The sequence below is a fragment of the Francisella philomiragia genome, from assembly GCF_018135955.1.
GTDB lineage: Bacteria > Pseudomonadota > Gammaproteobacteria > Francisellales > Francisellaceae > Francisella > Francisella philomiragia.
Window position 1 is genome coordinate 124732 of record NZ_CP063138.1, and the last position, 24610, is coordinate 149341.

Consider the following 24610-nt stretch of genomic DNA (forward strand, 5'->3'; position numbering starts at 1 on the left):
TTCAGAGAACTTTTATTTTTCTGAATTCAAATATTGATGAAGAATTTTAGGATTATCTTTTATCCAGTCATTAAACTTATTAGCGAGATTTTTCCCTGCTGGAGTGTTATTAAACATAAAAGCCTTATATGAAATACTATCATCAACTTTAATTGGTACTTGGCAAATATTTGGATTTATAGAGTGCTGGTACGCAATTTCAGGCGAATCGGTAAACATTATATCTGGATATATACCATCTATGCCATCGGTGATAGATTTAACCGCAAGCTTATTATTAGCGATAATTAATAATTGAGCATTTTTGATTTTCTGTAAAGCAAAGTTCTCATTTGTTCCACCTCTATTTTCGATGATTAGAGTGTTTGGGTTATCTATATCTACAAAGCTTTTGAACTTAGGTAAGTTTTTGCAGTTAGTCATGGCAGCTTTACTAAAAGAGCCTAATGGAGTAGAGAATGTAAATTTTGCTTGACGAGTAGGAGTTATTGTCATACCTCCTACAAAGACATCAAATTTACTGTCTTTTAGATCACCTTCAGCAGTTGCCCAAGTGGTTTTAACAAATTTAATATCTTCATTATTTGCTTTAGCAAAAGTTTTTATGAGATCAATATCCTTCCCAGAGAATTTATTATCGTTTTTATCATAAATTGAAAAAGGAGCATAATCTCCAGTTGTTCCAACAATAATATCTGCATAACAATTAGATGTTATAACAAAAAATAAAGAGATAGTTAGATATATTATTTTTTCATTTTTTTAAACAAATAAAATTTGAATGAAAAAATTTTATATCAAAGAGAAGAAATAAAATACAAGAAAATAGCAGATAGAAAATTAGTCTTCTTTTTTGTCGATTCTGCTAGCTACGAAACAACCAGCACCAACAGCTACAAATGCAGATGTAATCCATAATAAATAAAACATACTAGTCTCCTCTTAGTATAACTCGTGAGAGTTTGCTTTAACTTCTTCAGCAGATACTCTACGACCATTTGCCCACATTTTCTTATACACAAAGAATGTATAAGAGAAGATGATTGGAAGTATAATAACAGCTGCACATAATATACCTATTAGAGAAGTTTGGCTACTACTTGCGTTAAATACTGTTAAGCTATATTGGAAGTTACCTACATTAGACACCATAATGAATGGGAATAATGCAAAGCCAACTGTTAATACAGCGCCTAGTAGAGAAGCCATACTAGCTATGAAGGCAGCACCATCTTTATCTTTGTTGTTAAACTTGATAACAAGTAATGCACCAACAAAAGCTAGGATAGGAGCAAACCACATCCAAATAGTTTTAGCTTGTGTGAAGTTGTAATACCAAGAGTGATCACTAGTAATAACTCCAGCACTAAATGGGTGTTGTAATGCTTCTGATGCGTATGTACAACTTGCACCAGTAGAATACTGATATCCTGGTATTAGAGCAATCCAAATAGCTGCGACTACAAATAAAACTAAGTAGATAGTCGCTGTAACATTTGTGATTTTTCTAAATCTATCTCTTAGGACACCATCAGTTCTAAGCTTAGCATAAGCTGAACCATGCATTAGTGACATATTTAGAGCAAATATACCAAATAATAGTGCAAATGGAGTCAATAAGTGTATTAAAGTAACCCACATAGACTGATATTGACCATCAGTAACTGTGCCGTATATTAATCTTGCAGTATCATCATAAGATATTGGGAAACCTAAGTATAAGTTACCAACAGCTACACCCATAACAACTATAGGGATAACACTTCCTAATAAAAGCATCCAGTCCCAGAAGTTTTTCCATGTAGGATTGTCTATCTTCTTTCTGTACTCAAAAGCAGGCGGTCTTAAGAAAAGTCCCCATAGCACTAGTAAGATAGCAATATATAAACCTGAGAAGCTTGTAGCATAAACTTGCGGCCAAATAGCAAATATGGCACCACCAGCTGTAATAAACCAAACTTGGCTACCATCCCAAGTAGGGCCAACTGTATTTATGATAGCTCTTTTTTCGTAGTCATCTTTACCAACAAATTTGGCAAGAATACCTACACCAAAGTCAAAACCAACCGTAGCAGCTACTAAGAATATTAGAACTCCTACAACTAGCCAAGAGATAATTTGTAAAACATCTAATAACATTTATCTCTCCTTATTTATCATTTTTGTTTTGTTCAAAATGGTATTTACCAGTGCCTAACGAGCTAGGTCCTAGTCTTGCATATTTGAACATTAAGAAAACTAATACAGCAAATAAACTCAAGTCTATTAGACAGAAGATTGCCATAGAAGTACCAACATCTGCTGCAGTAAGAGCTGAAGAACTTATACTAGTAGGAAGTTCTCCATATACTGTCCAAGGCTGACGGCCATGCTCTGTTACGAACCAACCAGCTGAACAAGCAATAAATGGTAATGGAATTGACCATAACATTACTTTTAGTACGAATCTGCTGAATTTAGTACCACCTAATGAGTTCTTAGCAAGTAGTATTAGCCCAACAAACATTAGAGCAAATAATAGTAAACCAATAGCAACCATTATTCTAAATGCCCAGAATATGCTAACAACTTCAGGAACCATATTAGTAGCAGCTGCTTTTACTAATTCAGGATCGTTAGCAACTTTTGCTATAGTTTCAGAGTCAGCTTTACCATATTTCTCTTGAGCCACTTGTACAAGTAACTTACCGAAGCCCATGTATCTTTGGTATTCAGGATTGTTATAGTTAGCATAACTACCATCTGGAGTATCGCCTTCGTGACCAGTTTCTCTCCATTTTAGAAGATCTGCATACGCTAAACCACCATCTCTAATCATAACTACCGCAGCAGGTACTTTTTCGTACTTAGCAGGGTTAGCAGCAGCTACTTCTGGAGATACATCAGCAGTTTCACCTGTTGCGATATCTCTGTAGTACGCAAGATTAGGATCTCTAGTGCCATTAGCATCTGCTTTTCCATAAAGGATAGCTTTGATACCAGGGACTTCTACATCTGTAGAGTGAGTAGCGATTAGGCCAAGTACAGCAGGGATCTCTACTGCATAATGGTTTTCTTGATCAGCATTGCTCGGGATAGCTACAGCATTGAAAGCAGCAGGAGCTTTAGAAGTATCCCATTCAGCTTCTATTGAAGCCATTTTTAATGGTTGTACTTTAAATGCATCTACACCGTTTGCATCACCAAAGAACATTGCCATAGTACAAGCAACGATACCAAAACCTAAGCCAACACCTAAAGATCTTTTAGCGAATCCATTATCACGATTTTTTAGTAGATAGAAAGCACTGATACCGATTACAAAAGTCGCACCAGTTGTATATCCAGCTGTTATCACGTGACCAAAGTTTGTTTGAGCTGTTTCATTTAGGAATACTTGAAGTAAGCTTACAGTTTCCATTCTCATTGTAGAGGCAACGAACTCAGAACCTACCGGGTGCTGCATATAACCGTTAGCAACTAAGATTAGTAGAGCAGAGAAGCTTGAACCTATTGCTAAACAGAATGTAGACAGTAAGTGTTGTTTCTTTGACAATTTATCCCAACCAAAGAAGAATAAACCAGCAAAAGTAGACTCAAGCATAAATGCTGCTAAGCCCTCAATAGCTAAAGGCGTACCAAAGATATCACCTACTGATTGAGAGTAGTATGACCAGTTAGTACCGAATTCAAACTCCATAGTTAGACCAGTAATAATCCCTAGAGCGAAGTTTATACCGAGTAATTTACCCCAAAACTTCACCATATCTTTATATACTTGCTTACCTGTTCTTACGTACATTACTTCCATTGTGAATAAAATCCACGTTAGACCTAATGTTAAAGGAACAAATAAGAAGTGAAATGATGCTGTTAAACCAAACTGCAATCTTGCTAAGTCAACAGACATGAGCGTTGGTAACATGTTGCTTCTCCTTATAGTTCTAGTATTTTAGTGTTATTTCCTTTTTGTAAAAGAAGTGGAAAGAAAAAATCTTATAACTTAATGATTTAGAGGTCTTTTCTTACCTTTAATTATACAGATCAAATTGTAGCATATTAATAGTCTAAATCAAAAATTAAATTCGTGTCAAAATGTTGAAAATAAAGGCTTTGAGTATACTGAAATGGTATAGTATCTATTTAAAACTAAAGATATTAAATGGACAAAATTAATATATCTATTAGCTTTTAGAGTGGTTTTGTAGGAAATAAATAATTCATCATAATTAAATTTGATATCAGAAATCCTTATTTATGATATTAGAAATTTAAATGAGTAAAAAATTAGATAATAATCTTTATAGATCGATTTTTAGACTTTTTGCTAGCGCTTTGAGTTTTTTCATGGTTTCTGGAAGTTTTCTGATAGCAATCCATTGTTTTGCTAACTCAGTATCTTTGTAAGCTGGGTATCCCATATGACTCTCACCAGCAGGGACATCCCACATTACACCAGCTTTACCGCCGATACGAGCACCACTACCAATCTTAGTATGGTCTTTGACACCAGCATTACCAGCAATAACTACTCCATCGCCAACCACTACAGAACCACTGATACCAGCTTGTCCACATATCATACAGCCTTTACCAATAATGACATTGTGACCTATCTGGACTAAGTTATCAATTTTTGTATAATCACCAATTATTGTTGATCCATATTTAGCGTTGTCAATACAAGTGTTTGAACCGATATCTACAAAACTACCAATCACAACATTACCGATATGCGGAATTCTGACAATGCTTCTACCATCTTCAGAAGGTCTGTAGCCAAACCCATCTGTACCTATAGAGCAGTTAGAATATAGTCTACAGAAGTGTCCTATGACTGTTCTATCTCGAATTGTAACACTAGGCCATATAATACAGTTAGTACCAATCTTTGTATCGTTATAAATACATACATTAGCGTAGATTATTGTATTATCTCCAATCTCAACATTTTTACCGATGTATGCTCCTGGACCGATTGAGACATTTTTGCCGATTTTTGCTGTTGGGTCAATAACAGCCTTTTCATGAATGCCATTTTGTTCAGGGTATGCTACAGAAAAAAGCTCTAATATTTTAGCCATTGCTAAATCTGCGTTATTCACTACCAATAGTGGCTTATCATTAATTTTTGCTAACTCAGTGCTGATCTTATCGCTGACAATAGCAGCAGCTGCTTTTGAGTTTTTCCAAAGTTTGATATGTTCATGCTGATCTATCAGAGTTAAATCATTTTCATTTGCTAAATCTGCGTAATTAAGTCCTGAAATGGTGATTTCATCAGAAGGTGCGTTGATTATTTTTGCTTTCAGAGTATCTGAAATTTGTTTTAAAGTGTGTGGCAACATCTTCCCCAAATGTATCTTTATACTACAAAGATATCATATTTGAGCGTATTTTGATATCAACTAAAGCCGCATCAGTCACCAACCCCAAAATCAGTATTACTAACAAGTATTTCAAATTGAGGATCGTTGAAAAGATCTTTGTATTCTTCTAGGAACCATTTTTTGAGCTCTTCATCTGCTTTTATTGATGTTGTGTTGTTTACATACAGGTTCAAAGTGGTGTGATTGAAGTGTTTTTTAGCAATCTCAATATCTTTTTTTATTATTTCTTTTGATTGACCTTTGACACCAATTAAAAGACAAACAGAATCAAACAATTCACTTAATTGTTTTGGAGAGCTATGAAAGAAGCCTTTATTTAATACTTTTTCTCTAAATTGATTATCAAAACTTTCTAAACCTGTTTTGATAAAGATATCAGTCTCAAAAAGATCTTTGATTTTGTGTAGATGGTCTTTGTACATCCAATGCGCTTCAACAAATAATAATCTGATATTTTTCTCTTTGACTATCTCTTTGATACGCTGTTTAGTTGCCTGAGGAAGTTCAAATATATTGCCGGAATTTATTATTTCCAGAATACCAAACTCTCCGGTAATATTGTTTAAAATATCAAGGTTAATAGCGTTGATTTCATCGATATTTTTTGAATTATCTAATATGTAATCGCAAAATGTACATTTTCCATAAGCACAAGGGCGACTTTTTAATAGTACAATTTCTCTTTTGTAGCGATGAACATCTGTGATTTTGCTATAACGATCCATTATTTGATGTACTCCTGTGCTTGTATTAAGGCTAGTTCATCAGTGTTTAATTCGTGTGTAACCCTGAAGATACCATCTAAGCACTTGGTAACTAAGTTTAGAGCTTCATCTAGTGTTTTGCCTTTCAGAAGATAACTTAAAAACATCGCTGCTGTGATATCACCTGAGCCACTAACTTTAGGTTGGACCTTATATTTAGCGGATTCTATATATGAGAAGTTGTCGTTTTGATATATCGCTATACCAGTTTTATTTTTATCAAAAGAAACACTAGTGGTAATTATTATTTGTTTTTTATTTTTTGTTTTTGAAATTAGTTTTTGGCATGCTTTGACTATATCACTATAACTGTTTATTGTCGTATCACTTAGTACACTTAGCTCAAATAGGTTTGGTGTGACTATATCAGCTAGTGGTAATAGGTGTTTTAAGAAGATTTTAGGATGGTCATTTGATGCAAAAATATGCCCTGTTTCATCTTCATCATATTTGTCACCAAATACAGGGTCACAGCAGTATAGACTAGCTTGTTTTTTTTCTTTAAGTAAAGTGACTGTATTTGCTATAACTTTAGCAATATCAACATTACCAATGTAGCCAGATAATATGGCATCTTGCTTTTCTAGAAAACCATTGGAAATCATTCCATCAATAACATTTTGGATATCTTCAGCACTAAAAAAAGATCCTTTAAAAAAATCATATTGAGTATGGTTTGAGAGCTGTACTGTATATATTGGAGAGACTTCTATACCAAGTCTTTGCATAGGAAATACAGCAGCTTTGTTACCCGCATAGCCGTATGCTACATGAGACTGTATAGACAATACTTTAGGGATGTTCACATTCATATTATAATCCTAGATTGCTTCTGATATTTGCTAATAAGTTAACTGAAGTTTGCTGATCTCCAAATTTACCCATCTTAATAAATAAACTTACAGTATCATCTTTGGTCTTGAGTAGCTTGATATCAAAATTATCTATACCTGCTTTATTAAAAAAGCCTTTGTCTACAGTATATGTACCTGTGATTTCAGCAGAATTATTGTCTATATTATTAGTTTTTATTTTATCGCTATTATTATTTAAAGCTAAAAGAGTGGCGTTGTAGACACTCTGTAGGCTGGTGTTATTTATTTCAGCACTAAGCGTACCGTTAGCAAGTCTTACAATTGAGTCTCCTGTTGCACTTAGGTCCTTAGATAAATCAGTGTTGTTAGAGCAACTAGTAAGAGCTAGATTTACTAGTATAAAAAGAGTCAATAATTTAAGGGTTTTCATGAGGATTATACTAATTTATAGATTAATAGCTTAAATTTTATAGCAGTATTAAGTCTTTGTAAATTAGCTATATCGAGCCTAGGCTCTTGAAAAACTAATAACAACCCCTATACTCTACAAAAGAAGATAAGAGGTTTTGGAGAGACTGTGTCTGTATATAATCAGTTTGAAGAATTATTAGAATTCTTAAACAATCGTGTTGTTGGTCAAGAAAATTTAAATAAGCGTTTATTGATAGCATTGCTAGCTGGAGGACACTTACTCGTAGAAGGGGCTCCAGGATTGGCTAAGACAACCGCGATCAAAACATTGTCTGAAAGTATAGATTGCTCTTATCATAGAGTGCAGTTTACACCGGATCTTTTACCAGCAGATTTGACAGGTACAGAGATATACATACCTCAGCAACAGAGCTTTGAATTTCAATCTGGGCCATTATTTCATAACCTATTACTTGCTGATGAGATAAATAGGGCGCCTGCAAAGGTTCAGTCAGCACTGCTTGAGGCTATGGGAGAGAAGCAAATCACAGTGGGTAAGAAGACTTATCCCTTGTCTAATCTTTTTATGGTGATGGCTACGCAAAACCCAATTGAGCAAGAAGGTACTTATCCACTTCCTGAAGCACAGTTAGATAGATTTATGCTTTTTGTGAAGATTGAGTATCCGGATCCAAAAACGGAAGCAAAGATTCTTGCTATAAGTAGAGGTGAGGCATTAGGGCATAAATTACGCTACCCAAATATCTCTCAAGAAGCAATTTTTGCAGCACAAAAAGAAGTTTTGAATGTTCAGATGTCAGCAGCTCTTGAGCAATATATTATTGAGTTGATTCTAGCTACTAGAGACCCATCAAAATATAGTCCAAGTATCAAAAAATGGATTGCCTTTGGTGCAAGTCCTAGAGGAACTATAGCATTAGATAGAGCAGCTCGAGCACATGCTTGGTTATCTGGCAATGACTATGTATCTCCAGGAGATGTTCATGCAGTTATATATGAAGTCCTACGTCACAGAATATTATTAACATTTGAAGCAGATGTTGATGGTATTAAAAGTGATGATGTGATTACTGAATTGCTAAAGGCTGTGCCAATCCCTTAGAGTATCCTCAATGAAAAGTTATAAAGGTGTTAAGGCTGATATTCAAGAGCTTTTGAATCATCGCTATCAGGCAAAGTCACTAAAATTATTTGCTAATCAGAAAGTTAATACGACTAATGCTGGTACAAATATCTCTAATGCAAAAGGTCGTGGTATGGACTTTGATGAGGTTAGACATTATCAAGCAGGCGATGATATTAGATTGATGCACTGGTCACTTACGGCAAGACTTGGTAAGCCATACACTAAAGTTTATCATGAAGAGCGTGAACGTAGTCTGTATTTTATTGTTGATCAAAATAGTACAATGAATTTTGGTACAAGGGAATGCTTTAAATGCGTTAAGGCTGCTAATACACTAGCATTATTAGGGTTTGGAGCGTTAGAAGCACATGATAGGGTTGGTGGCATTATTTTTGATGATCAAGGCTATAATTTCTACCCCGCGAAACAAGATAAATCAGCGCTGATCAAAATGTTTAATTTTATAACGACTGATCACAAAGATTATCAGCTTAAATCTCAAAAGAAACTAGCAGATGTTATAAAGTTTCTGTATGCGAAAGTTCGTAGTAATAGTGTGATAATTATTATTAGTGACTTTAGTAGTTTTGATGAGCAAGCAAAACAGTATCTTAAATTATTGAGAGCTAAAAATGAGGTTATAAATATCTTTAGTTATGATCTTATAGAAAAGGAGTTGCCTGCTTTAGATACATATTATTTTAGTGATGGTAAGCATCGTATAGTATTAGATGCTGCGAGTAAGAAACAAAGAAGTGTTTATAAAAATCTTTATCAAGAAAGATACACTGCGATAAAGGATTTTTCACGTAAGAATAAAACGGGGTTTATTGAGATAGCGACAAATGATGATCTGGTTAAAGCAATAAATTATGGGATAGCTAATTATGCAAACTAATGATCTTTTGGCTCAATTAAAAGATATTTATTTGCCTGCAAGGGTCTCTCAATGGTGGCCTTTGGCTTATGGTTGGTGGTTACTTTTAGGTTTGATTGTACTAACTTTTATTATCTTCTTGATTATTCTATATTTTAGGAAAAAGAGAAATAGTTACAAGGATTCTATTGTTAATGATTTTAGAAGGACAATAGAAGAGACTCAACAAAAAAAACCTAAAGAAGCTTTGCAGAATATCTCGGTATATCTAAAAAGAGTAGCATTACAAAAATTTCCAAACCAAGAAATCAAAACTCTACATGGTGAGCAATGGCTTGAGTTTCTTGACTCTAAAATGAAAAAGCAAAATTTTAAAAATACCAAAGCTAATATGCTGGTAAATAGTTATAGAGCTATCGAATTAGATAGACAAACGCTAAATGAAATTTTGACTGTGGCAGAGCAGTGGCTAAGGAGAGTATTGTGATTAATATAGAATATCCTTGGTTTTTGGCTTTGGTTATTTTACCTGTTATTAGCTATTGGATATTTCCAGGGGTAAAACATGATAAGCAACTAGCACTAAAAACTCCATTTTTTGATCAGTTGGAATCTCAGTTGAGAGGCAATAAAAATGGAGACTTTACCAAAGCGAATTATCTTAAATATATTCTAAGTACTATTTGGATATTATTGATTATTTCAGGTTCTGGTATTCAGTGGTTAGGCAAACCAGTTAGCTTGCCGCAAAGTGGTAGGGATCTAATGATGGCTATTGACCTATCTGGTAGTATGGCTATCCAAGATATGCAGAAGTCTAATGGTAAAATGGAGTCAAGATTTGATCTTGTAATGCGTGTTGCTAATGAGTTTTTAGATACACGTCAAGGAGATAGGGTCGGTTTGATACTTTTTGGTACTTGGGCATATTTGCAGACCCCGTTGACTTTTGATATTCCAACTGTCAAAAAAATGCTTGATGATGCTAGTATAGCTCTACCAGGTCCACAAACTGCTATAGGCGATGCTATAGGTTTGGCAGTTAAGAAGCTCAAAAGATATCCAGGTGATTCTAAAGCTCTTGTTTTGCTAACAGATGGTGAAAATAACTCCGGAGCGCTACAACCTTTGCAGGCAGCAGAACTTGCAAAACAGTATCATATAAAGATATATACCATAGGTTTGGGTGGTGGGCAAATGATGGTTAAGACTACTTTTGGTGAAAGATTAGTTAATACATCAGAGGATCTTGATACAGAAGTATTACAAAAAATTGCCACAATGACCGGAGGGAAGTTTTTTAGAGCTCAAAATAGTGCTGATTTGAAACAAGTATACGAGTCGATAGATCAGCTAGAGCCGATAGAGTCAGACAAAACAGTAGTTAGACCAGTTACATATCTATATCAGTGGAGTCTTGGTCTTGCATTGCTGTTAAGTTTTGTAATGACTACGGTATGGTTGAAGCGTAGGAGAGGATATTAGTATGGATTTTCATTTTCTGCGTCCGTGGTGGCTGTTAGCATTAGTACCTATTGTAGTTTTTGTAATTTTACTTTTTAGAAGTTCTTCACAAGCAAATAGTTGGGCTAAGTATTGTGATAGTCATTTATTAGAGCATATACTTGTAGGTAAGCAGTCAAAAACTAAAAAATCATTAGTACCATTTTTGTTTTTGTGCTTGTGGATTGTATCTGTGGTAGCATTGGCAGGTCCTACATGGAAGTATAAAGATGTTCCTGTATATCAAGAAAATGTTTCGAGAGTTATAGCTTTAGATGTTTCACAGTCTATGGACACTACAGATGTTTCTCCAACTAGGCTTGAGAGAGCTAAATATAAGACTTTGGATATTTTGCGTAGAATAAAAGAAGGTCAGGTTGGGATGATAGTATTCTCAAGTGAGCCATTTGTTGTTTCGCCATTAACATCTGATGCGAATACTGTTGAGAACCTTGTCCCTGTTATCAATTCAGATATCGTGCCTGTGCAGGGTAATAATATCTATAAGGCTATAGAAAAATCTGCTCAGTTAATTACTCAGGCAGGTGCAAAAAAAGGTCAGATAATTTTGATAACAGATTCAACACCATCAGCGGATGCTATCGCTAAAGCAAAACAGTTAGCAGAGCAAGGTATAGATACTGATGTATATGCAATAGGAACCCCAAAGGGAGGTATTGCTAAAGATGACAAGGGTAATTATATAAAAGATGATGGAGGCAATATTCAGTATTTTGGTATAGATCTGAATCAACTTGAAGCATTAGCAAAAGCTGGATCTGGAAAATTAGTGACTTTAACTGCTAATAATACTGATGTTAAAAAGTTATTATCAGATACACAAGGCAATGGTAAAAAGAAATCAGATAAAAAGTCGGCAAATATCTTTTGGCAGGATGAGGGGATTTATTTTATTTGGTTACTGGTGGCTATGAGTTTACTGTTTTTTAGAAGAGGTATTTTGGAGAGAATATGTCGCTAAGAAAATTAATATTTATCTTGTCACTATTGCCATGTTTTTGTTTTGCGAATAAGTGGAATGATTTATGGCAAACAAGAGATCAACAAGGCATGAGCTATTATGATAGTGGTAATGCAAAAAAAGCGGCTGAAGCTTTTGAAAACAGTAATTGGAAAGGTTCTTCATACTATAAGGCTGGAGACTATCAAAATGCATATCAAGAGTTTAAAAAAGATGATTCAGCTAAAGGGTTGTATAATCAGGGTAATGCCTTAACGCATATGGGCGAATACAAAAAAGCTATAGAAGCATATACAAAAGCTATACAAAAAAGACCAGATTTTGCAGATGCAAAAAATAACTTAGAAGTAGCAAAAGAGCTAGATAAACAAAAAGATAATCAGCAGAATTCTCAAGACAACAAAGACAACAAAGACAACAAAGACAACAAAGACAACAAAGACAACAAAGACAACAAAGACAACAAAGACAACAAAGACAATAAAGACAATAAAGACAATAAAGACAATAAAGACAATAAAGACAATAAAGACAATAAAGACAATAAAGACAATAAAGACAATAAAGACAATAAAGACAATAAAGACAATAAAGACAATAAAGACAATAAAGACAATAAAGATAATAAAGATAATAAAGATAATAAAGATAATAAAGATAATAAAGATAATAAAGATAATAAAGATAATAAAGATAATAAAGATAATAAAGATAATAAAGATAATAAAGATAATAAAGATAATAAAGATAATAAAGATAATAAAGATAATAAAGATAATAAAGATAATAAAGATAATAAAGATAATAAAGATAATAAAGATAATCCTGAGCAATCAGATGCAGCAGATCAGCGCCAACAAGAACTAAATGACAAAGAGGCGAATAAGCTTCTAGCTGCGATAAATGATAATCCAGGGGGACTTCTTAGAAATAAATTTGCACGTGACTACCAGAGGATGATAGGAGATAAGCGTGAGAACTAAATTATTAAAATTAGTAAGTATACTTTTGCTGTTAATCGCTGGATTGAATATTAGTTATGCTAATGTCACAGCTAGTGTCGATAATACTCATCTTGAGTATGGAGAAACTTTTGAGCTAATACTCCATCTAGATGATTTTGACACCCAGCCTGACTTAGATGTTTTAGATAAAGATTTTACAGTTTATAACACTAGTACCAGTAGTAAGACTACTGTTATAAATGGTAAATCAAGCTCACAATTTGAGATGATTGTCACGCTTATGCCAAATAGATCGGGTAATTTGACAATACCTGCAATTGATGTTGGTAACCAGTCAACAAAGCCAATCTCTATAAAAGTAGATAAAAAACTCTCAAGTGAAGAAGCAAGTAATTATCAGGATATATTTGCTATAGGAACATTAGCTACAAGCGAAACTTATGTTAATGTGCCTGTGTTATATACTTTGAAGCTGTATTATTCGACACCTATTTTGAGTTTAAATCCTAGAAATTTTGATATAAAAAACTCTGAAATAAAACAAACTAATCATAGAAGAACTTATCAAAAGCGCATTAATGGTAAAATGTATGATGTTGTTGAAGAAAGTTTTTTGATAATTCCACATAGAACAGGAACTATTGCTATCCCAGCTATCGCAATGCAAGCGACTATTCCTAATACATTTGGTCAGTTAGGAACTAGGGTCAAGAGCTTCTCTACGGATGCTAAATTCTTAAGAGTTAAACCAATTCCTCAAAAGATTGCTATTAAAGATTGGTTCCCTGCATCAGATGTTAAGATTAGTGATAACTGGTCAGCAGGAGATACCATAAAAGAGGGTGAACTACTAACTAGGACCGTAACTATTAAGGCAAAAGGTGTCCTAAGTGAAGATATTCCAAAATTAGAATTTAAATCTTCGGATGCTTTTAATGTTTATCCTGAAAAGCCAGTACTTGAGGATATCGAGCAAGGTGGCCAGCTAATAAGTACAGCGACCTATAAGATTGGTTATATGCCTATTAAGCAAGGTAAAACAACAGTTCCTGCTGTTACGTTAAAATGGTTCGATATTGACAATAGTAAATCACAACTTGCGACAATAGCTGCAAAAACGTTTGATGTCAAAAAAGGCACTATACCTAGTACAAGTTTTAATGTGGGTAGTCAAACTGCACCACAAGTTATTAAAAAGGTTATTGAAGATACTTTTTGGCGAAATGTGGCTATAGGGCTTTTTGTACTATGGCTGATTACATTTATGTTACTCATAAAATGCAAACTAACTCGAAAAACTAAAAGTCCACGTAAGGAAGCGCTTGCTACAGATGATAAAAATTCTGTAAACATAAAAGATATTAAAAAAGCATGTGCAAATAAAGATAATATACAGCTTCAAAAAGCAATTATTGGTTGGGCAAATACTAAGAGTGATAAGCGACTCTTTTCATTATTAGAGGTTGCTGAGATATTCCCACAATTAAAAGAGCAATTAAAATCTTTAAATGCGAGCATATATGCCGGAAAAAGTTTTAGTAATTACCAAGAACTGTTAAGTTTAATTAAAAGTACAACAAAAAATACTAAATCTAAATCTGATACACTAATTAAAGGTTTGTATGAATAGGTAGCTAACATGACAAAAGATTGGAAATATTATTTAGGATTGTTGTTATTTATCTTATCATTTGTGCCTTATATTGTGGTTTTTTGCATAATGCCTTTTTTGGGATTATCTACATCTAGCTATTTGGCGATTTCATCAATTTTGCTTGTTAGTGCGGAGGGAATTTTTCTAATATCAGTTATGCTACTAGGTAAAGTAATAATTGATACGATAAAGTCAGCGATTAAGACAATATTTAAATCAGCTTTTACAACACAGAAGCCGATTAGTCGTACAAGGCATAGCATTGGTTTAGTGATGTTCTTTGCTAGTTTGGTATACCCAACATTATTGCTTGAGATGATACTAATTTTTGACAAAATTAACCAAGTTGGTCAGCTAAATATGATGCTTATCTTGTTTAGTGGGGATATTATTTTTGTGGCTAGTTTTTTTGTCTTAGGTGGTGACTTTATCAATAAGTTAAAATCAGTATTTAGGTACAGTAATTAAGCATAACTCAAATAGAGGGTATAAGAAGATATGTTTCATAGATTTAAGTTAATAGTTTGTTTAACTCTAGTACTATTGCCTTTTAGTCTTTATGCAAAAGATAAAAAGTTAGATTATTCTAATTTTCTCGGGACTTGGACTAATGTGGATAAAAATACTCAATCTATAGTTAAGTTTGAAATAACTGCCGATGCTAAAGGCAATCCTTTGATTAGTCTAAAGGGAAATTGTTCACCAACATTTTGTGATATTGGGCCGTATAAACTAGTGCTATATGGAGATAGTGTAGCATCTAAAAAAGCGGTATCTGCTATTGCTAATTATGATATTGATTGGTCGAAAGGATATTATGTGCTAAGACTAGAATCAGCTGATAAAGTGGAGCTTTCTTCGTATACTAGTTATGATGATTTTAGGACTAATAGCTATACTTCAGGGGTCTTTGTAAAGTCAGACTCAGTAGATAAATAGTATCTAGTCATTTGTCTATAGATTCTATTTGTATTATTATGGTTGTGTATTTTGGTAGATAGCTAAATTGTAATTTTTGGAGTGGTAATATTTGTGATGAAAGTAGAGTTTAGAGTTTTACAAACGCCAGATATTAACCAAATGCTAGAAGTGTTGATTGATACAGTTATCAAAGAATATGATGAATGCAAAACAATAGCGATTCTTGCTCCTACAGGTATTGCAAAACAACTTGATGATGATTTGTGGCAAGATGGTCAAGATTCTTTTATACCGCATCATTGTGCTATAGCTGCTAGAGAATATAACCAATATAAAAATATTCCGATTCTTATCACAGATAATTTATTTATCACTTCAGGTTATGATGTTTTGATTAATATCATGGAAGTAGCAGTTGATCCTAAACGAGTTAAAATCAAAGAGTTAAAAGAGTTTGTTTATCAGGAAGATAGAGCTTTACAGGCTTCGCGTAAGAAGTATGTTTACTATAAGAACTCAAATTTAGAAATAACTACTACCAAAGATAGTTAGTGTTGCTATTGGACGTGGTTAGCTTATTGATGATAAACCTGTAGTATTATTTAACTAGTGACTAATAGTACTTTCTAAAGAACTTTGTTAAAATTATCAGCATTAATTTTTTCTATAAACTTATATATTTAGGCATTATAAATGACTCAAGAAATGAATAAAAACTATAATCCAAAAGAAATAGAGCAGTCTAATTATCAAAATTGGGAAGCTTCAGGTAAGTTTGCATGCGGTAATACTGACTCAAAAGATACTTATACAATCATGCTACCACCACCAAATGTAACAGGTACTTTGCATATGGGACATGGTTTCCAGATGTCATTGATGGATATTTTAATCCGTTATAATCGTATGTCTGGCAAAGATACACTTTGGCAACCTGGTACCGATCATGCGGGTATCGCTACGCAAATGGTAGTTGAAAGACAGCTTAACGCTCAAGGTATCTCAAGACATGATTTAGGGCGTGAGAATTTTGTAAGCAAAATTTGGGAATGGAAAGAGCTATCAGGTGGCACTATTACATCACAGATGCGTAGAATAGGAGCTTCTCCAGATTGGGATCGTGAGAGATTTACAATGGATGATGGCTTATCTGATGCAGTTAAGAAGTGCTTTATCAAACTATATGAAGATGGCTTAGCATATCGCGGTGAGAGGTTAGTAAACTGGGATCCTAAGCTAAAAACAGCAGTTTCAGATCTTGAGGTGGCTCAAGTAGATAAGCAAGGCTCTCTTTGGCATTTTGTATATCCAGTAGCTGATAGTGAAGAGAAGATTATAATTGCAACAACTCGTCCAGAGACAATGCTTGGTGATATGGCTGTTGCAGTTCACCCAGAAGATGAAAGATATACTCATTTAGTTGGTAAGATGATAAATCTACCGCTTACAGACAGACAAATTCCAATTATCGCTGATGATTATGTTGAGAAGGATTTTGGAACAGGTTGTGTCAAGATCACTCCAGCTCATGATTTTAATGACTATGAGATGGGCAAAAGACATGATTTGCCAATGCTAAATATTCTAACTGATGATGCGACATTAAATACAAATGTACCATCAAAATATCAAGGATTAGATAGATTTGAAGCGCGTAAGCAAATAGTTGCTGATATGGAAGCTTTAGGTCTTTTAGATAAGATAGAACCACATGCGCTAAAAGTGCCAACTGGAGATAGAACAGGAGAAATTCTTGAGCCATATCTAACTAAACAATGGTTTGTTAAAGCTGATGTGCTAGCAAAACCAGCTATAGAAGCAGTTGAAAAGGGTGATGTAAGATTTGTTCCAGATAACTGGAAAAATACTTATTTTGCGTGGATGAGAGATATTCAAGACTGGTGTGTATCTCGTCAGTTATGGTGGGGTCATAGAATCCCAGCTTGGTATGATGAAGCAGGTAATGCTTATGTCGGCGAAGATGAGGCAGATGTTAGAGTTAAATATAATTTGGCTGAAGATGTCACTATCAAGCAGGATGAAGATGTATTTGATACTTGGTTCTCTTCTGCATTATGGCCATTTAGTACATTAGGTTGGCCTGAGAAAACTCCTGAGTTAGCAAAATACTATCCAACAAGCGTACTTGTAACTGGTTTTGATATTATCTTCTTCTGGGTTGCTAGAATGATGATGTTTGGCATGTATTTTATGAATGATGTGCCATTTAGAGATATTTATATCACAGGACTTATTCGTGATAGCGAAGGACAGAAAATGTCAAAATCTAAAGGTAATGTATTGGATCCTGTAGATTTGATAGATGGTATTTCACTAGATGAGCTTCTGAAAAAGAGAACTACTGGTCTAATGCAACCACAAATGAAAGCTAAAATTGAGAAAGCTACTAAAAAAGAATTCCCTGAAGGTATCAGCGCTTATGGTGCTGATGCGGTGAGATTTACTTATGCAGCACTAGCTTCTACATCGCGTGATATCAGCTTTGATACTGCGAGAGTTGAAGGGTATCGTAACTTCTGTAATAAGCTATGGAATGCTTCAAGATTTGTGATGATGAACCTTGATGATTATAAAGTTTGTGATAACTATGAGTTAGGTGTGGCTGATAAGTGGATTTGGAGTGTGTTAAACACTGCTACTGCTGATGTACATAGACATCTTGCAAATTATCGTTTTGATTTAGTAGCAAACACTATTTATGATCTTGTATGGAATAACTATTGTGACTGGTATGTTGAGTTTGCAAAAGTTGCTTTAAAAGATGATTCACTATCAGAGCAACAAAAAAATGGTGTTAAATATACACTGACTAAAGTTTTGGAAAATATCTTAGCTTTAGCGCATCCGCTTATACCATTTATTACAGAGAGTATCTATCAGCAGTTAAAAGCACATTTAAATGATGCTAAAGATACAATTATGGATGTATCTTATCCTGTAGCTACTCAGGATTTAGAAGCTCCAGAAGCTGAAAAAGCTATCGTATGGTTACAAAATGTTGTTACAACTCTACGTAATATGCGTAGTGAAGTCGGTATCAAGCCATCTTTAGAGATTTCTCTAATAGTCAAAGATGTTGCCGATAAGGACAGAGAATACTTAGCTCAAACAGAAGGGTTTATAAAGGCTCTAGCAAGAGTAAGTAATATTGAGTTTAATGATAATCCACCAACATCTTTATCACAGATTGTCGAAGGGCTTGAGTTAAATATTCCATTAGCAGGTTTGGTTGATATCGAAGCTGAAAAAGCAAGATTAGATAAAGAACTTGATAAGCTAAAAGGCGAAGTTGATAGAGTACAAAAGAAACTTTCTAATGAAAGGTTTGTCTCAAATGCACCTGAGGCAGTAGTTGCTGCAGAGCAAGAAAAGTTAGCTAAGTATCAAGAGCTATATACTAAAACGCTTGAGAAGAAAGAGGCTTTGGGATAGTGAGTGAGCTGCAAATCATAGATGATGAAGTTGTTTCATTTGATAGTAATGCTAACTGTAGTTTTGAGAGTTTCTTAAATAATCGCAGAGCCAGTTATATTCAGCTTATTCAGTGTAAAAAAATACATATAAAAATAGCTCTTCTTATTATAGAGTCTTTTTGGAATAAGTTTGCTATAAATGAAGGTGATAGAATTATTTCTATAGGCAGTTTTGATAAAGATAATAAGTTTTTTAATGCTAGTCTAATATATAGTATAACGATGAAACGTTATATTTTTGACTATTCTTACTTTTACATTTTTAATACTTTTGCCATATCTATTTTAACTGTGATGCTTCTTGTGATGCAGGGAATTACTCTAGGGTTTGGTTTTTTTGCTTTGATTTGGTATTTTCTAATATATTTTTGTTTACAAAAATCTATAAATTTAACTCAAGATAAGAAGTTGATAAGTAAATATTTAGATAAAAATATTGGAATAAAAGAATGAGTTGGGATAGGCTTAAAAGTAATATGTCAGTGTTTGAGAGTCAAGTAGATAACATTAATGTTAATAAAATCCTACTTGGTGAAGAATATGAGATTCAATGTTCTAACAAGTTGTTAAAAATAAAACCTCTTCAAAGATTAAGGAAGCTATCTATTGGAGATAAGCTTATTTATGTAGATTACCTATCAAAGTCAAAGTATGACAGAAAGATTTTTTCGCCATCTGTAATTTATAACTTGACTAAGAGAAGATATGTCACTGGTAGTATATTCTATGATATGACAATGATGCTCGTGGCTGTTTGTTTTGGTTATGCTATCTTTAATAGGATTAATTTTTTAATTGATATAGTTGGAGGTTTTTTTATTTTATACCTACCTTTTTTATTGAAAAGTAATGTTAAAAGTCGTTCACTCATAAAAAAGTATATAAAACAAAGAGATTATTGATGATGTTGTTAAAAAACAAACTAAACATCACAAACCAAATAGAACTAGCAAAAGCTGAAGAAAAAATCAGTAAGCAAAAAGCCCGCCAGTTATTTGATTCGCGTGATATTGATAAAGTAGAAGTTGGCACTTTTAAAGGCTTATCATTTATTCATGGTTACTTATTTGGAGATATTTATGATTTCGCTGGTAAAGTCAGAGATGTAAATATTGCTAAAGGTAATTTTCGTTTCGCTCCGTTGATGTATCTTGAAGTCTCTCTAAAAAATATCGATAAAATGCCTCAAAAAAGTTTTGATGAGATTATCGAGAAATATGTCGAGATGAATATTGCTCATCCATTTCGTGAGGGTAATGGTCGTGCCACACGAATTTGGCTTGATTTAATTCTTAAAAAAGAGCTAGGGCAGGTTATCGATTGGAATGTTGTTGGCAAAGAAGACTATTTGTCAGCAATGGAAAGAAGTCCCGTAAAAGATGTAGAAATTAAAGTTTTGCTAAAATCAGCATTAACTAATCAAATTAATGACCGTTCACTATTTATGAAGGGTATTGATGTCAGTTATTTCTATGAGGGTTATAGTGAGTTTAAAACGGAAGATCTTTAATTAAATTATCACTTTTATATAGAATTCTGATTAGCATTTATATTAGCTGCTAGAGATTTTTTGATTATAGTTTTTAGAAGCTTTTTATGCCTGTGATTAGGATTTTTTCTTAGGCAGTCTAATGCATATTGCTGCAATATAACCAGAGGTAGAGTTATATCATCTCGCATTTTGATAGATCTCTCTTTGACAGGATTTGCATGCAAGAAGCTCTCATCTTTTTCAGTTACAGCTAACAGATATTTTTTAGCTAACTGATGTTCATCGAACAATTGTTGCCAAAAGACGTTGTATTTAGGATCTTTACTTATATGCTTTGTAATATTGAAATTTGTTTGAGCGATACTTTGTAGAGCATTGTCAAATATTCCTTTGATTATAAGTGAGCGTTTATATATTTTTTGTAGTGCGGTTAGATTGTTGTTATCTTTTGTCACTACGGTACTTATAGCTGTTCCTAAGCCATAAAATGCCAAGATATTCTGTCTCATTTGAGTCCAAGCAGCACCATAAGGTATAGCTCGAAGGTCATCTAGTTTAAATTTATCGCTAGAGTTTCTTTTAGCGGGGCGAGATCCGACATTCATTTCACTAATATATTTCAAAGGAGTGATTTCGGTAATATAGTCAATAAATTGCGGATGATTTTTTAGATTGATATAGGTATCGAAAGATAGTTTTCCTAGCTCATTTATAAGAGAAGTCTCTGTAGGATTAAGTCTATGTGCATTGTGTAAGTTCAGTTTGCCATATAAGCCAGATGTCAAAATTTGCTCAAGATTATATTGAGCGCTATTGGTATTACCAAATTTTGAAGAGATACTTTGTCCTTGGATAGTTATCTGTACATCATGATTTGAGACAACATTAGATAGTCCTTTGTAGAATAGGAACATATCTCCACCTCCACGTGAAGGAGGGCCACCACGGCCATCAAAAAATATTGGTTTGATACCTTTTGAACTAAGATATTTGCTTAGAGCTCTCTTTGCCTCAAGGATAGACCAGTTAGCCATGAAATAACCACCATCTTTGGTACCATCAGAGAACCCAAGCATAATAGTTTGAGTATTTTGCCATACTTTGAGATTATCTGTGTAGAGCTGTATTTTGAGTAGTTTATCAAGTATTTTTGTCGAATTTTTGAGATCTTCCATAGTCTCAAATAAAGGTACTACTTCAATTTTTATTTTACTATTAGTATCGATATCTTTGTTGAAGAGTTTAAATATTGTTAAAACCTCTAGGATACTTACAGTAGAGTCAGCATTACTTATGATATATCTTTGAATAGCATCGTAACCACTATGTTGCTGAATATATTGTATAACTTCAATAGTTTCTAGAAGTTCTCTAGCTAGGTCGCTGTTGACTTCTAGTTCTTTAAAAGATTTTTGTTCAGCAAGTTCGACAAGGTGTTTAATTTTCTCGGAGCCATTGAGTGCTTGATAGTCAAGGTTATAGTTCTCACTAAAAAGTTCATTAAAAAACTGATTATGTATTTTTGCATTTTGGCGAATATCCAATTTAGCAAAATGAAAACCAAAAATTTTGACCTTTAGGATGAGATTATCTAGTTTATCGACAAACAAAGAGTCATATTCACTATCTACGACATTTTTTACTTTGACTAAATCATCCAAGAATGTTTGTGCATTGCGATATTTATTAGTTTTTAGCCTTTTGCGTATTTTTGTAAGCTCTTCATGGACATTTTCAAAAGTAAGCTTTTTGATTAATCTTTTTAGATCTTTATTGTAGCTATTTAATATACTTGTTCTTAAGTGTTTAGAAACTTTTTTGGTAACACTTGCTGTCACAAAAGGGTTGCCATCACGATCTCCACCTGGCCAAAATCCAATTTCAATATTAGTGCTATCATTAGTTAGTTTATGTTGGATTTTTGGAATCACATTATAAAAAATATTATTTAGATACCATATTATTGAAACAGCCTCATCTTCAGGTGTTGGTTTAGCTTTATTGCTGAATTTAGTTCTTCCCATTTGTAGGAAAATATCCTGAATTTTATTTATATCATTGTCGATAATCGCCTTTTTTAGATCATGAATAATTGGTAGTACTAATTTCGCATAAAATTGCGTAGGATGAGCTGTGAGTACAAGTCTTGTTTTATACTCTTGTAAGGCTCTATTTAAAGCATTTTGTTTATCGTGTCGCTCGACTCTTCTAGCTAGCCTTGTGATACTATACTCACCATTTAAATCATGTGTTTTTGCATAAGCAGCTTCTTCAAGAGCATCTATCAATACTGTTTGTCGTTCAATATAGCGTATGAATTTGACAAAGATTTGAAGCTTTTGCTCTTCTGAAATTTCAGGATATAGATTTTCAATAGTCTCTATAGGGTCTTTAGCATTTTTAATGAGATCTTTACAGATATTAGCAAATGTTGCTAGCATTGCATTCGCATTGTGTTCTTTATCAAGAGGAGTACTCAAAAAAAGACCGTTTAGCATCTTATACTTAAGCTCAACTTCAGATTTATAGCTCTCTACTAGTTCATTTTGGATCGAATAAAATGACATTGGCAACTCCTCAAATTTATAAGAACATATGAATAAACATTTAAAACTATTTAGTATATAGAGTATATATTTATACGCTTATTTTAGTAATTTTCTATAATTATTGCTTTAGTTTTGAGCTAATGAATAAGAGCATATTAAATAACTGTCTTGAAACCATCAAATTTCTAGTTTAATCTTAAAACAATTTTATTTGCATGATATTTTAGATTGGGAATTTGTAGATATGAAAAAATCTTTTGTATTGCTTGACTATATTTTGAAAAACTTGTTTACAGCAATATTTTGGTTTGTTGCTGGTCTTTTTGTTGGTTATTTAGCAGTAAGCTTTGCAGCATCAGAACATGTTTATAGTGTTCTAAAGTCTTATGGTTTTGTTTGGATGTCAATATATGGGGCTATTAAGATTTCGGGAGTGCTTAGTATTATTTTTGCTATTATTTTTGCTGTATTTGATGAAAATAAAAAGTTTTTGATAATACCGATGATAGTTACCGTCGCTGTTTTATATTTTATTCAATATTTTTTGACTCATTTCATATTTCACTGTTTAGCATAAAATCATGTTGAATCAACTTGCTGAAAATATCTGGGTTGTAGATGGCGGAGCAGTTCCTTTTTTTGGTCTTCCGTATACGACAAGAATGACGATTATAAGGCTTGAGAATAATGATTTATTTATTCTCTCACCAATTAAGCCAAATAACGAGCTAATGCAAGAAGTATCAAAGCTTGGTAATATTAAGTATCTAATCTCCCCAAATAAAATCCATCATCTGTTTTTGCAAGATTGGTTAGAGCTTTATCCTAATGCCGAGGTATATGCTTCACCAGGTCTTAGAGAAAAAAGAAAAGATATTAATTTTACTGCTGATCTAAAAGATTTTCCTAAAGCTCAATGGCAGAATGAAATTGATCAGCTAATATTTAAAGGTAGTAGGGTAATGCAAGAGGTTGTGTTCTTTCATAAGCCTTCTAAAACTTTGATACTTACAGATCTTATAGAGAATTTTGATGAGAGTTATTTCTCAGGATTTAAAGGCTTGATAGCTAAGTTATCAGGTATAGTTGCCCCAAATGGCAAAACTCCTATAGATTGGAGGATGTCATTCTTTTTTGGTAAAAAACAGGCTCGAGAGTGTTTTGAGAGAATCTTGGCTTGGCAACCTGAGAGAATAATTGTTGCTCATGGTAAAAATATTGAAACAAATGCTGTAGACTTTCTTAAAAAATCATTTAAATGGCTAGGGAAGTAAATTAATGATTCATGCAGCAGCTTTTGTCGCTATCAAAGATAATAAGATTCTTTTGACTAGAACTAGAGATAATACTATTTGGTATCAAGCAGGTGGCAAAATTGAGCAAAATGAAACACCTATCCAAACTATTGTACGTGAGCTAAAAGAAGAGTTAAGTCTGGAGCTTACAACAGATGATATGCGTTACTTGGGGAACATAACCACGGATAATCATGATAGAACTACAACGGTATCTTTAGAGTGTTTTACAGCCGATATTAATCAAGAAATTAAGCCGTGTGCTGAAATTTCGGCCATCAAATGGTTTGACTTTGATGATACTGAGTTCGTTGCACCAGCTGTATTAGAGGTTATTGCGAAATACAAAAGTGGTGAATGGCAAATATAGAT

Annotated in this window: 26 protein-coding genes; 17 read left to right on the top strand and 9 right to left on the bottom strand. The window is 33.4% G+C overall.

The annotated features are described in order from the left end of the window. Window positions 1–12: 12 nt before the first annotated feature. The 8 genes from IMS64_RS00625 to IMS64_RS00660 form a co-directional block, all read right to left on the bottom strand. Window positions 13–717 carry a transporter substrate-binding domain-containing protein gene (locus IMS64_RS00625; RefSeq protein WP_211491070.1) on the bottom strand — a complete coding sequence of 235 codons (705 nt, stop codon included), beginning with the start codon at window positions 715–717 and terminating at the stop codon, window positions 13–15. Window positions 718–840: 123 nt separating this feature from the next. Continuing rightward, the gene (locus IMS64_RS00630) at window positions 841–930 is read right to left on the bottom strand and encodes a hypothetical protein (protein ID WP_030003323.1); all 90 of its coding nucleotides are present in this window, start codon (window positions 928–930) and stop codon (window positions 841–843) included. 12 nt (window positions 931–942) lie between these two features. Then, entirely contained in the window at window positions 943–2139 is a 1197-nt protein-coding gene (gene cydB / locus IMS64_RS00635) for a cytochrome d ubiquinol oxidase subunit II (RefSeq protein ID WP_004286664.1), read from the bottom strand. Window positions 2140–2149: 10 nt separating this feature from the next. Then, window positions 2150–3904 carry a cytochrome ubiquinol oxidase subunit I gene (locus tag IMS64_RS00640; RefSeq protein WP_088820734.1) on the bottom strand — a complete coding sequence of 585 codons (1755 nt, stop codon included), beginning with the start codon at window positions 3902–3904 and terminating at the stop codon, window positions 2150–2152. A gap of 376 nt (window positions 3905–4280) precedes the next feature. Beyond that, the gene (gene lpxD / locus IMS64_RS00645; RefSeq protein WP_211491071.1) at window positions 4281–5324 is read right to left on the bottom strand and encodes a UDP-3-O-(3-hydroxymyristoyl)glucosamine N-acyltransferase; all 1044 of its coding nucleotides are present in this window, start codon (window positions 5322–5324) and stop codon (window positions 4281–4283) included. A 74-nt stretch (window positions 5325–5398) separates the two neighbouring features. After that, window positions 5399–6094, bottom strand: a complete 696-nt coding sequence (locus tag IMS64_RS00650; RefSeq protein WP_012280073.1) for a radical SAM protein — start codon at window positions 6092–6094, stop codon at window positions 5399–5401. After that, complete coding sequence (gene pdxY, locus IMS64_RS00655; protein ID WP_200160177.1) at window positions 6094–6945, bottom strand: pyridoxal kinase; 852 nt, start codon at window positions 6943–6945, stop codon at window positions 6094–6096. Before pdxY ends, IMS64_RS00650 begins: the two co-directional genes overlap by 1 nt. A gap of 1 nt (window position 6946) precedes the next feature. Further along, window positions 6947–7378, bottom strand: a complete 432-nt coding sequence (locus IMS64_RS00660; RefSeq protein WP_211490611.1) for a DUF3568 family protein — start codon at window positions 7376–7378, stop codon at window positions 6947–6949. Window positions 7379–7525: 147 nt separating this feature from the next. On the opposite strand from IMS64_RS00660, the gene IMS64_RS00665 reads away from it, so the two are divergent. The 14 genes from IMS64_RS00665 (at window position 7526) to fic (ending at window position 20412) form a co-directional block, all read left to right on the top strand. Continuing rightward, the gene (locus IMS64_RS00665) at window positions 7526–8482 is read left to right on the top strand and encodes an AAA family ATPase (protein ID WP_004286658.1); all 957 of its coding nucleotides are present in this window, start codon (window positions 7526–7528) and stop codon (window positions 8480–8482) included. Window positions 8483–8492: 10 nt separating this feature from the next. After that, a complete protein-coding gene (locus IMS64_RS00670; RefSeq protein WP_211490612.1) occupies window positions 8493–9404 on the top strand; it encodes a DUF58 domain-containing protein in 912 nt (303 codons plus the stop codon). Further along, complete coding sequence (locus IMS64_RS00675) at window positions 9394–9870, top strand: DUF4381 domain-containing protein (RefSeq protein ID WP_211490613.1); 477 nt, start codon at window positions 9394–9396, stop codon at window positions 9868–9870. The genes IMS64_RS00670 and IMS64_RS00675 overlap by 11 nt, the downstream gene beginning before the upstream one ends. Next, complete coding sequence (locus IMS64_RS00680; RefSeq protein WP_211490614.1) at window positions 9867–10868, top strand: vWA domain-containing protein; 1002 nt, start codon at window positions 9867–9869, stop codon at window positions 10866–10868. The genes IMS64_RS00675 and IMS64_RS00680 overlap by 4 nt, the downstream gene beginning before the upstream one ends. Before the next feature lies 1 nt (window position 10869). Beyond that, window positions 10870–11868 carry a vWA domain-containing protein gene (locus tag IMS64_RS00685; RefSeq protein ID WP_211490615.1) on the top strand — a complete coding sequence of 333 codons (999 nt, stop codon included), beginning with the start codon at window positions 10870–10872 and terminating at the stop codon, window positions 11866–11868. Continuing rightward, entirely contained in the window at window positions 11859–12851 is a 993-nt protein-coding gene (locus IMS64_RS00690; RefSeq protein WP_211490616.1) for a tetratricopeptide repeat protein, read from the top strand. The genes IMS64_RS00685 and IMS64_RS00690 overlap by 10 nt, the downstream gene beginning before the upstream one ends. Further along, window positions 12841–14463 carry a BatD family protein gene (locus IMS64_RS00695; protein WP_211490617.1) on the top strand — a complete coding sequence of 541 codons (1623 nt, stop codon included), beginning with the start codon at window positions 12841–12843 and terminating at the stop codon, window positions 14461–14463. The genes IMS64_RS00690 and IMS64_RS00695 overlap by 11 nt, the downstream gene beginning before the upstream one ends. A gap of 9 nt (window positions 14464–14472) precedes the next feature. Further along, the gene (locus IMS64_RS00700) at window positions 14473–14955 is read left to right on the top strand and encodes a transporter suffix domain-containing protein (protein WP_211490618.1); all 483 of its coding nucleotides are present in this window, start codon (window positions 14473–14475) and stop codon (window positions 14953–14955) included. Window positions 14956–14985: 30 nt separating this feature from the next. Further along, window positions 14986–15426 (top strand): hypothetical protein, encoded by a 441-nt coding sequence (locus IMS64_RS00705; RefSeq protein WP_150465683.1) that lies wholly within the window; start codon window positions 14986–14988, stop codon window positions 15424–15426. A gap of 96 nt (window positions 15427–15522) precedes the next feature. Beyond that, complete coding sequence (locus tag IMS64_RS00710; protein WP_211490619.1) at window positions 15523–15960, top strand: DNA polymerase III subunit chi; 438 nt, start codon at window positions 15523–15525, stop codon at window positions 15958–15960. A 141-nt stretch (window positions 15961–16101) separates the two neighbouring features. Next, window positions 16102–18861, top strand: coding sequence for a valine--tRNA ligase (locus tag IMS64_RS00715; protein ID WP_211490620.1), 2760 nt, complete (start codon window positions 16102–16104; stop codon window positions 18859–18861). Continuing rightward, on the top strand, window positions 18861–19355 hold the full coding sequence (locus IMS64_RS00720) for a hypothetical protein (protein WP_211490621.1): 495 nt from the start codon (window positions 18861–18863) through the stop codon (window positions 19353–19355). The genes IMS64_RS00715 and IMS64_RS00720 overlap by 1 nt, the downstream gene beginning before the upstream one ends. Continuing rightward, window positions 19352–19804, top strand: coding sequence for a hypothetical protein (locus tag IMS64_RS00725; RefSeq protein ID WP_211490622.1), 453 nt, complete (start codon window positions 19352–19354; stop codon window positions 19802–19804). The genes IMS64_RS00720 and IMS64_RS00725 overlap by 4 nt, the downstream gene beginning before the upstream one ends. Then, on the top strand, window positions 19804–20412 hold the full coding sequence (fic, locus tag IMS64_RS00730) for a protein adenylyltransferase Fic (protein WP_430886728.1): 609 nt from the start codon (window positions 19804–19806) through the stop codon (window positions 20410–20412). Before IMS64_RS00725 ends, fic begins: the two co-directional genes overlap by 1 nt. A gap of 14 nt (window positions 20413–20426) precedes the next feature. Here the strand turns inward: fic and IMS64_RS00735 are convergent, their stop codons facing one another. Beyond that, on the bottom strand, window positions 20427–22961 hold the full coding sequence (locus tag IMS64_RS00735) for a phosphoenolpyruvate carboxylase (RefSeq protein ID WP_211490623.1): 2535 nt from the start codon (window positions 22959–22961) through the stop codon (window positions 20427–20429). A gap of 226 nt (window positions 22962–23187) precedes the next feature. Between IMS64_RS00735 and IMS64_RS00740 the strand changes: the two genes are divergently transcribed. Genes IMS64_RS00740 through IMS64_RS00750 form a run of 3 tightly spaced genes read left to right on the top strand, consistent with a single transcriptional unit; the run spans window position 23188 to window position 24608 of the window. Next, complete coding sequence (locus tag IMS64_RS00740) at window positions 23188–23520, top strand: hypothetical protein (protein ID WP_012280054.1); 333 nt, start codon at window positions 23188–23190, stop codon at window positions 23518–23520. A gap of 4 nt (window positions 23521–23524) precedes the next feature. Then, window positions 23525–24217: a DUF4336 domain-containing protein gene (locus IMS64_RS00745; protein ID WP_211490624.1), complete on the top strand. Its 693-nt coding sequence runs from the start codon at window positions 23525–23527 to the stop codon at window positions 24215–24217. 4 nt (window positions 24218–24221) lie between these two features. Beyond that, the gene (locus tag IMS64_RS00750) at window positions 24222–24608 is read left to right on the top strand and encodes an NUDIX hydrolase (protein WP_088820761.1); all 387 of its coding nucleotides are present in this window, start codon (window positions 24222–24224) and stop codon (window positions 24606–24608) included. Window positions 24609–24610: the final 2 nt, after the last annotated feature.

What these genes read in the sequence shown, in the direction of transcription:
- IMS64_RS00630 (WP_030003323.1), bottom strand. Translation starts at nt 930, where the DNA reads ATGTTTTATTTATTATGGATTACATCTGCATTTGTAGCTGTTGGTGCT.
- cydB (WP_004286664.1), bottom strand. Translation starts at nt 2,139, where the DNA reads ATGTTATTAGATGTTTTACAAATTATCTCTTGGCTAGTTGTAGGAGTT.
- IMS64_RS00640 (WP_088820734.1), bottom strand. Translation starts at nt 3,904, where the DNA reads ATGTTACCAACGCTCATGTCTGTTGACTTAGCAAGATTGCAGTTTGGT.
- IMS64_RS00650 (WP_012280073.1), bottom strand. Translation starts at nt 6,094, where the DNA reads ATGGATCGTTATAGCAAAATCACAGATGTTCATCGCTACAAAAGAGAA.
- pdxY (WP_200160177.1), bottom strand. Translation starts at nt 6,945, where the DNA reads ATGAATGTGAACATCCCTAAAGTATTGTCTATACAGTCTCATGTAGCA.
- IMS64_RS00660 (WP_211490611.1), bottom strand. Translation starts at nt 7,378, where the DNA reads ATGAAAACCCTTAAATTATTGACTCTTTTTATACTAGTAAATCTAGCT.
- IMS64_RS00670 (WP_211490612.1), top strand. Translation starts at nt 8,493, where the DNA reads ATGAAAAGTTATAAAGGTGTTAAGGCTGATATTCAAGAGCTTTTGAAT.
- IMS64_RS00675 (WP_211490613.1), top strand. Translation starts at nt 9,394, where the DNA reads ATGCAAACTAATGATCTTTTGGCTCAATTAAAAGATATTTATTTGCCT.
- IMS64_RS00685 (WP_211490615.1), top strand. Translation starts at nt 10,870, where the DNA reads ATGGATTTTCATTTTCTGCGTCCGTGGTGGCTGTTAGCATTAGTACCT.
- IMS64_RS00690 (WP_211490616.1), top strand. Translation starts at nt 11,859, where the DNA reads ATGTCGCTAAGAAAATTAATATTTATCTTGTCACTATTGCCATGTTTT.
- IMS64_RS00700 (WP_211490618.1), top strand. Translation starts at nt 14,473, where the DNA reads ATGACAAAAGATTGGAAATATTATTTAGGATTGTTGTTATTTATCTTA.
- IMS64_RS00705 (WP_150465683.1), top strand. Translation starts at nt 14,986, where the DNA reads ATGTTTCATAGATTTAAGTTAATAGTTTGTTTAACTCTAGTACTATTG.
- IMS64_RS00710 (WP_211490619.1), top strand. Translation starts at nt 15,523, where the DNA reads ATGAAAGTAGAGTTTAGAGTTTTACAAACGCCAGATATTAACCAAATG.
- IMS64_RS00715 (WP_211490620.1), top strand. Translation starts at nt 16,102, where the DNA reads ATGACTCAAGAAATGAATAAAAACTATAATCCAAAAGAAATAGAGCAG.
- IMS64_RS00725 (WP_211490622.1), top strand. Translation starts at nt 19,352, where the DNA reads ATGAGTTGGGATAGGCTTAAAAGTAATATGTCAGTGTTTGAGAGTCAA.
- fic (WP_430886728.1), top strand. Translation starts at nt 19,804, where the DNA reads ATGATGTTGTTAAAAAACAAACTAAACATCACAAACCAAATAGAACTA.
- IMS64_RS00735 (WP_211490623.1), bottom strand. Translation starts at nt 22,961, where the DNA reads ATGTCATTTTATTCGATCCAAAATGAACTAGTAGAGAGCTATAAATCT.
- IMS64_RS00740 (WP_012280054.1), top strand. Translation starts at nt 23,188, where the DNA reads ATGAAAAAATCTTTTGTATTGCTTGACTATATTTTGAAAAACTTGTTT.
- IMS64_RS00745 (WP_211490624.1), top strand. Translation starts at nt 23,525, where the DNA reads ATGTTGAATCAACTTGCTGAAAATATCTGGGTTGTAGATGGCGGAGCA.
- IMS64_RS00750 (WP_088820761.1), top strand. Translation starts at nt 24,222, where the DNA reads ATGATTCATGCAGCAGCTTTTGTCGCTATCAAAGATAATAAGATTCTT.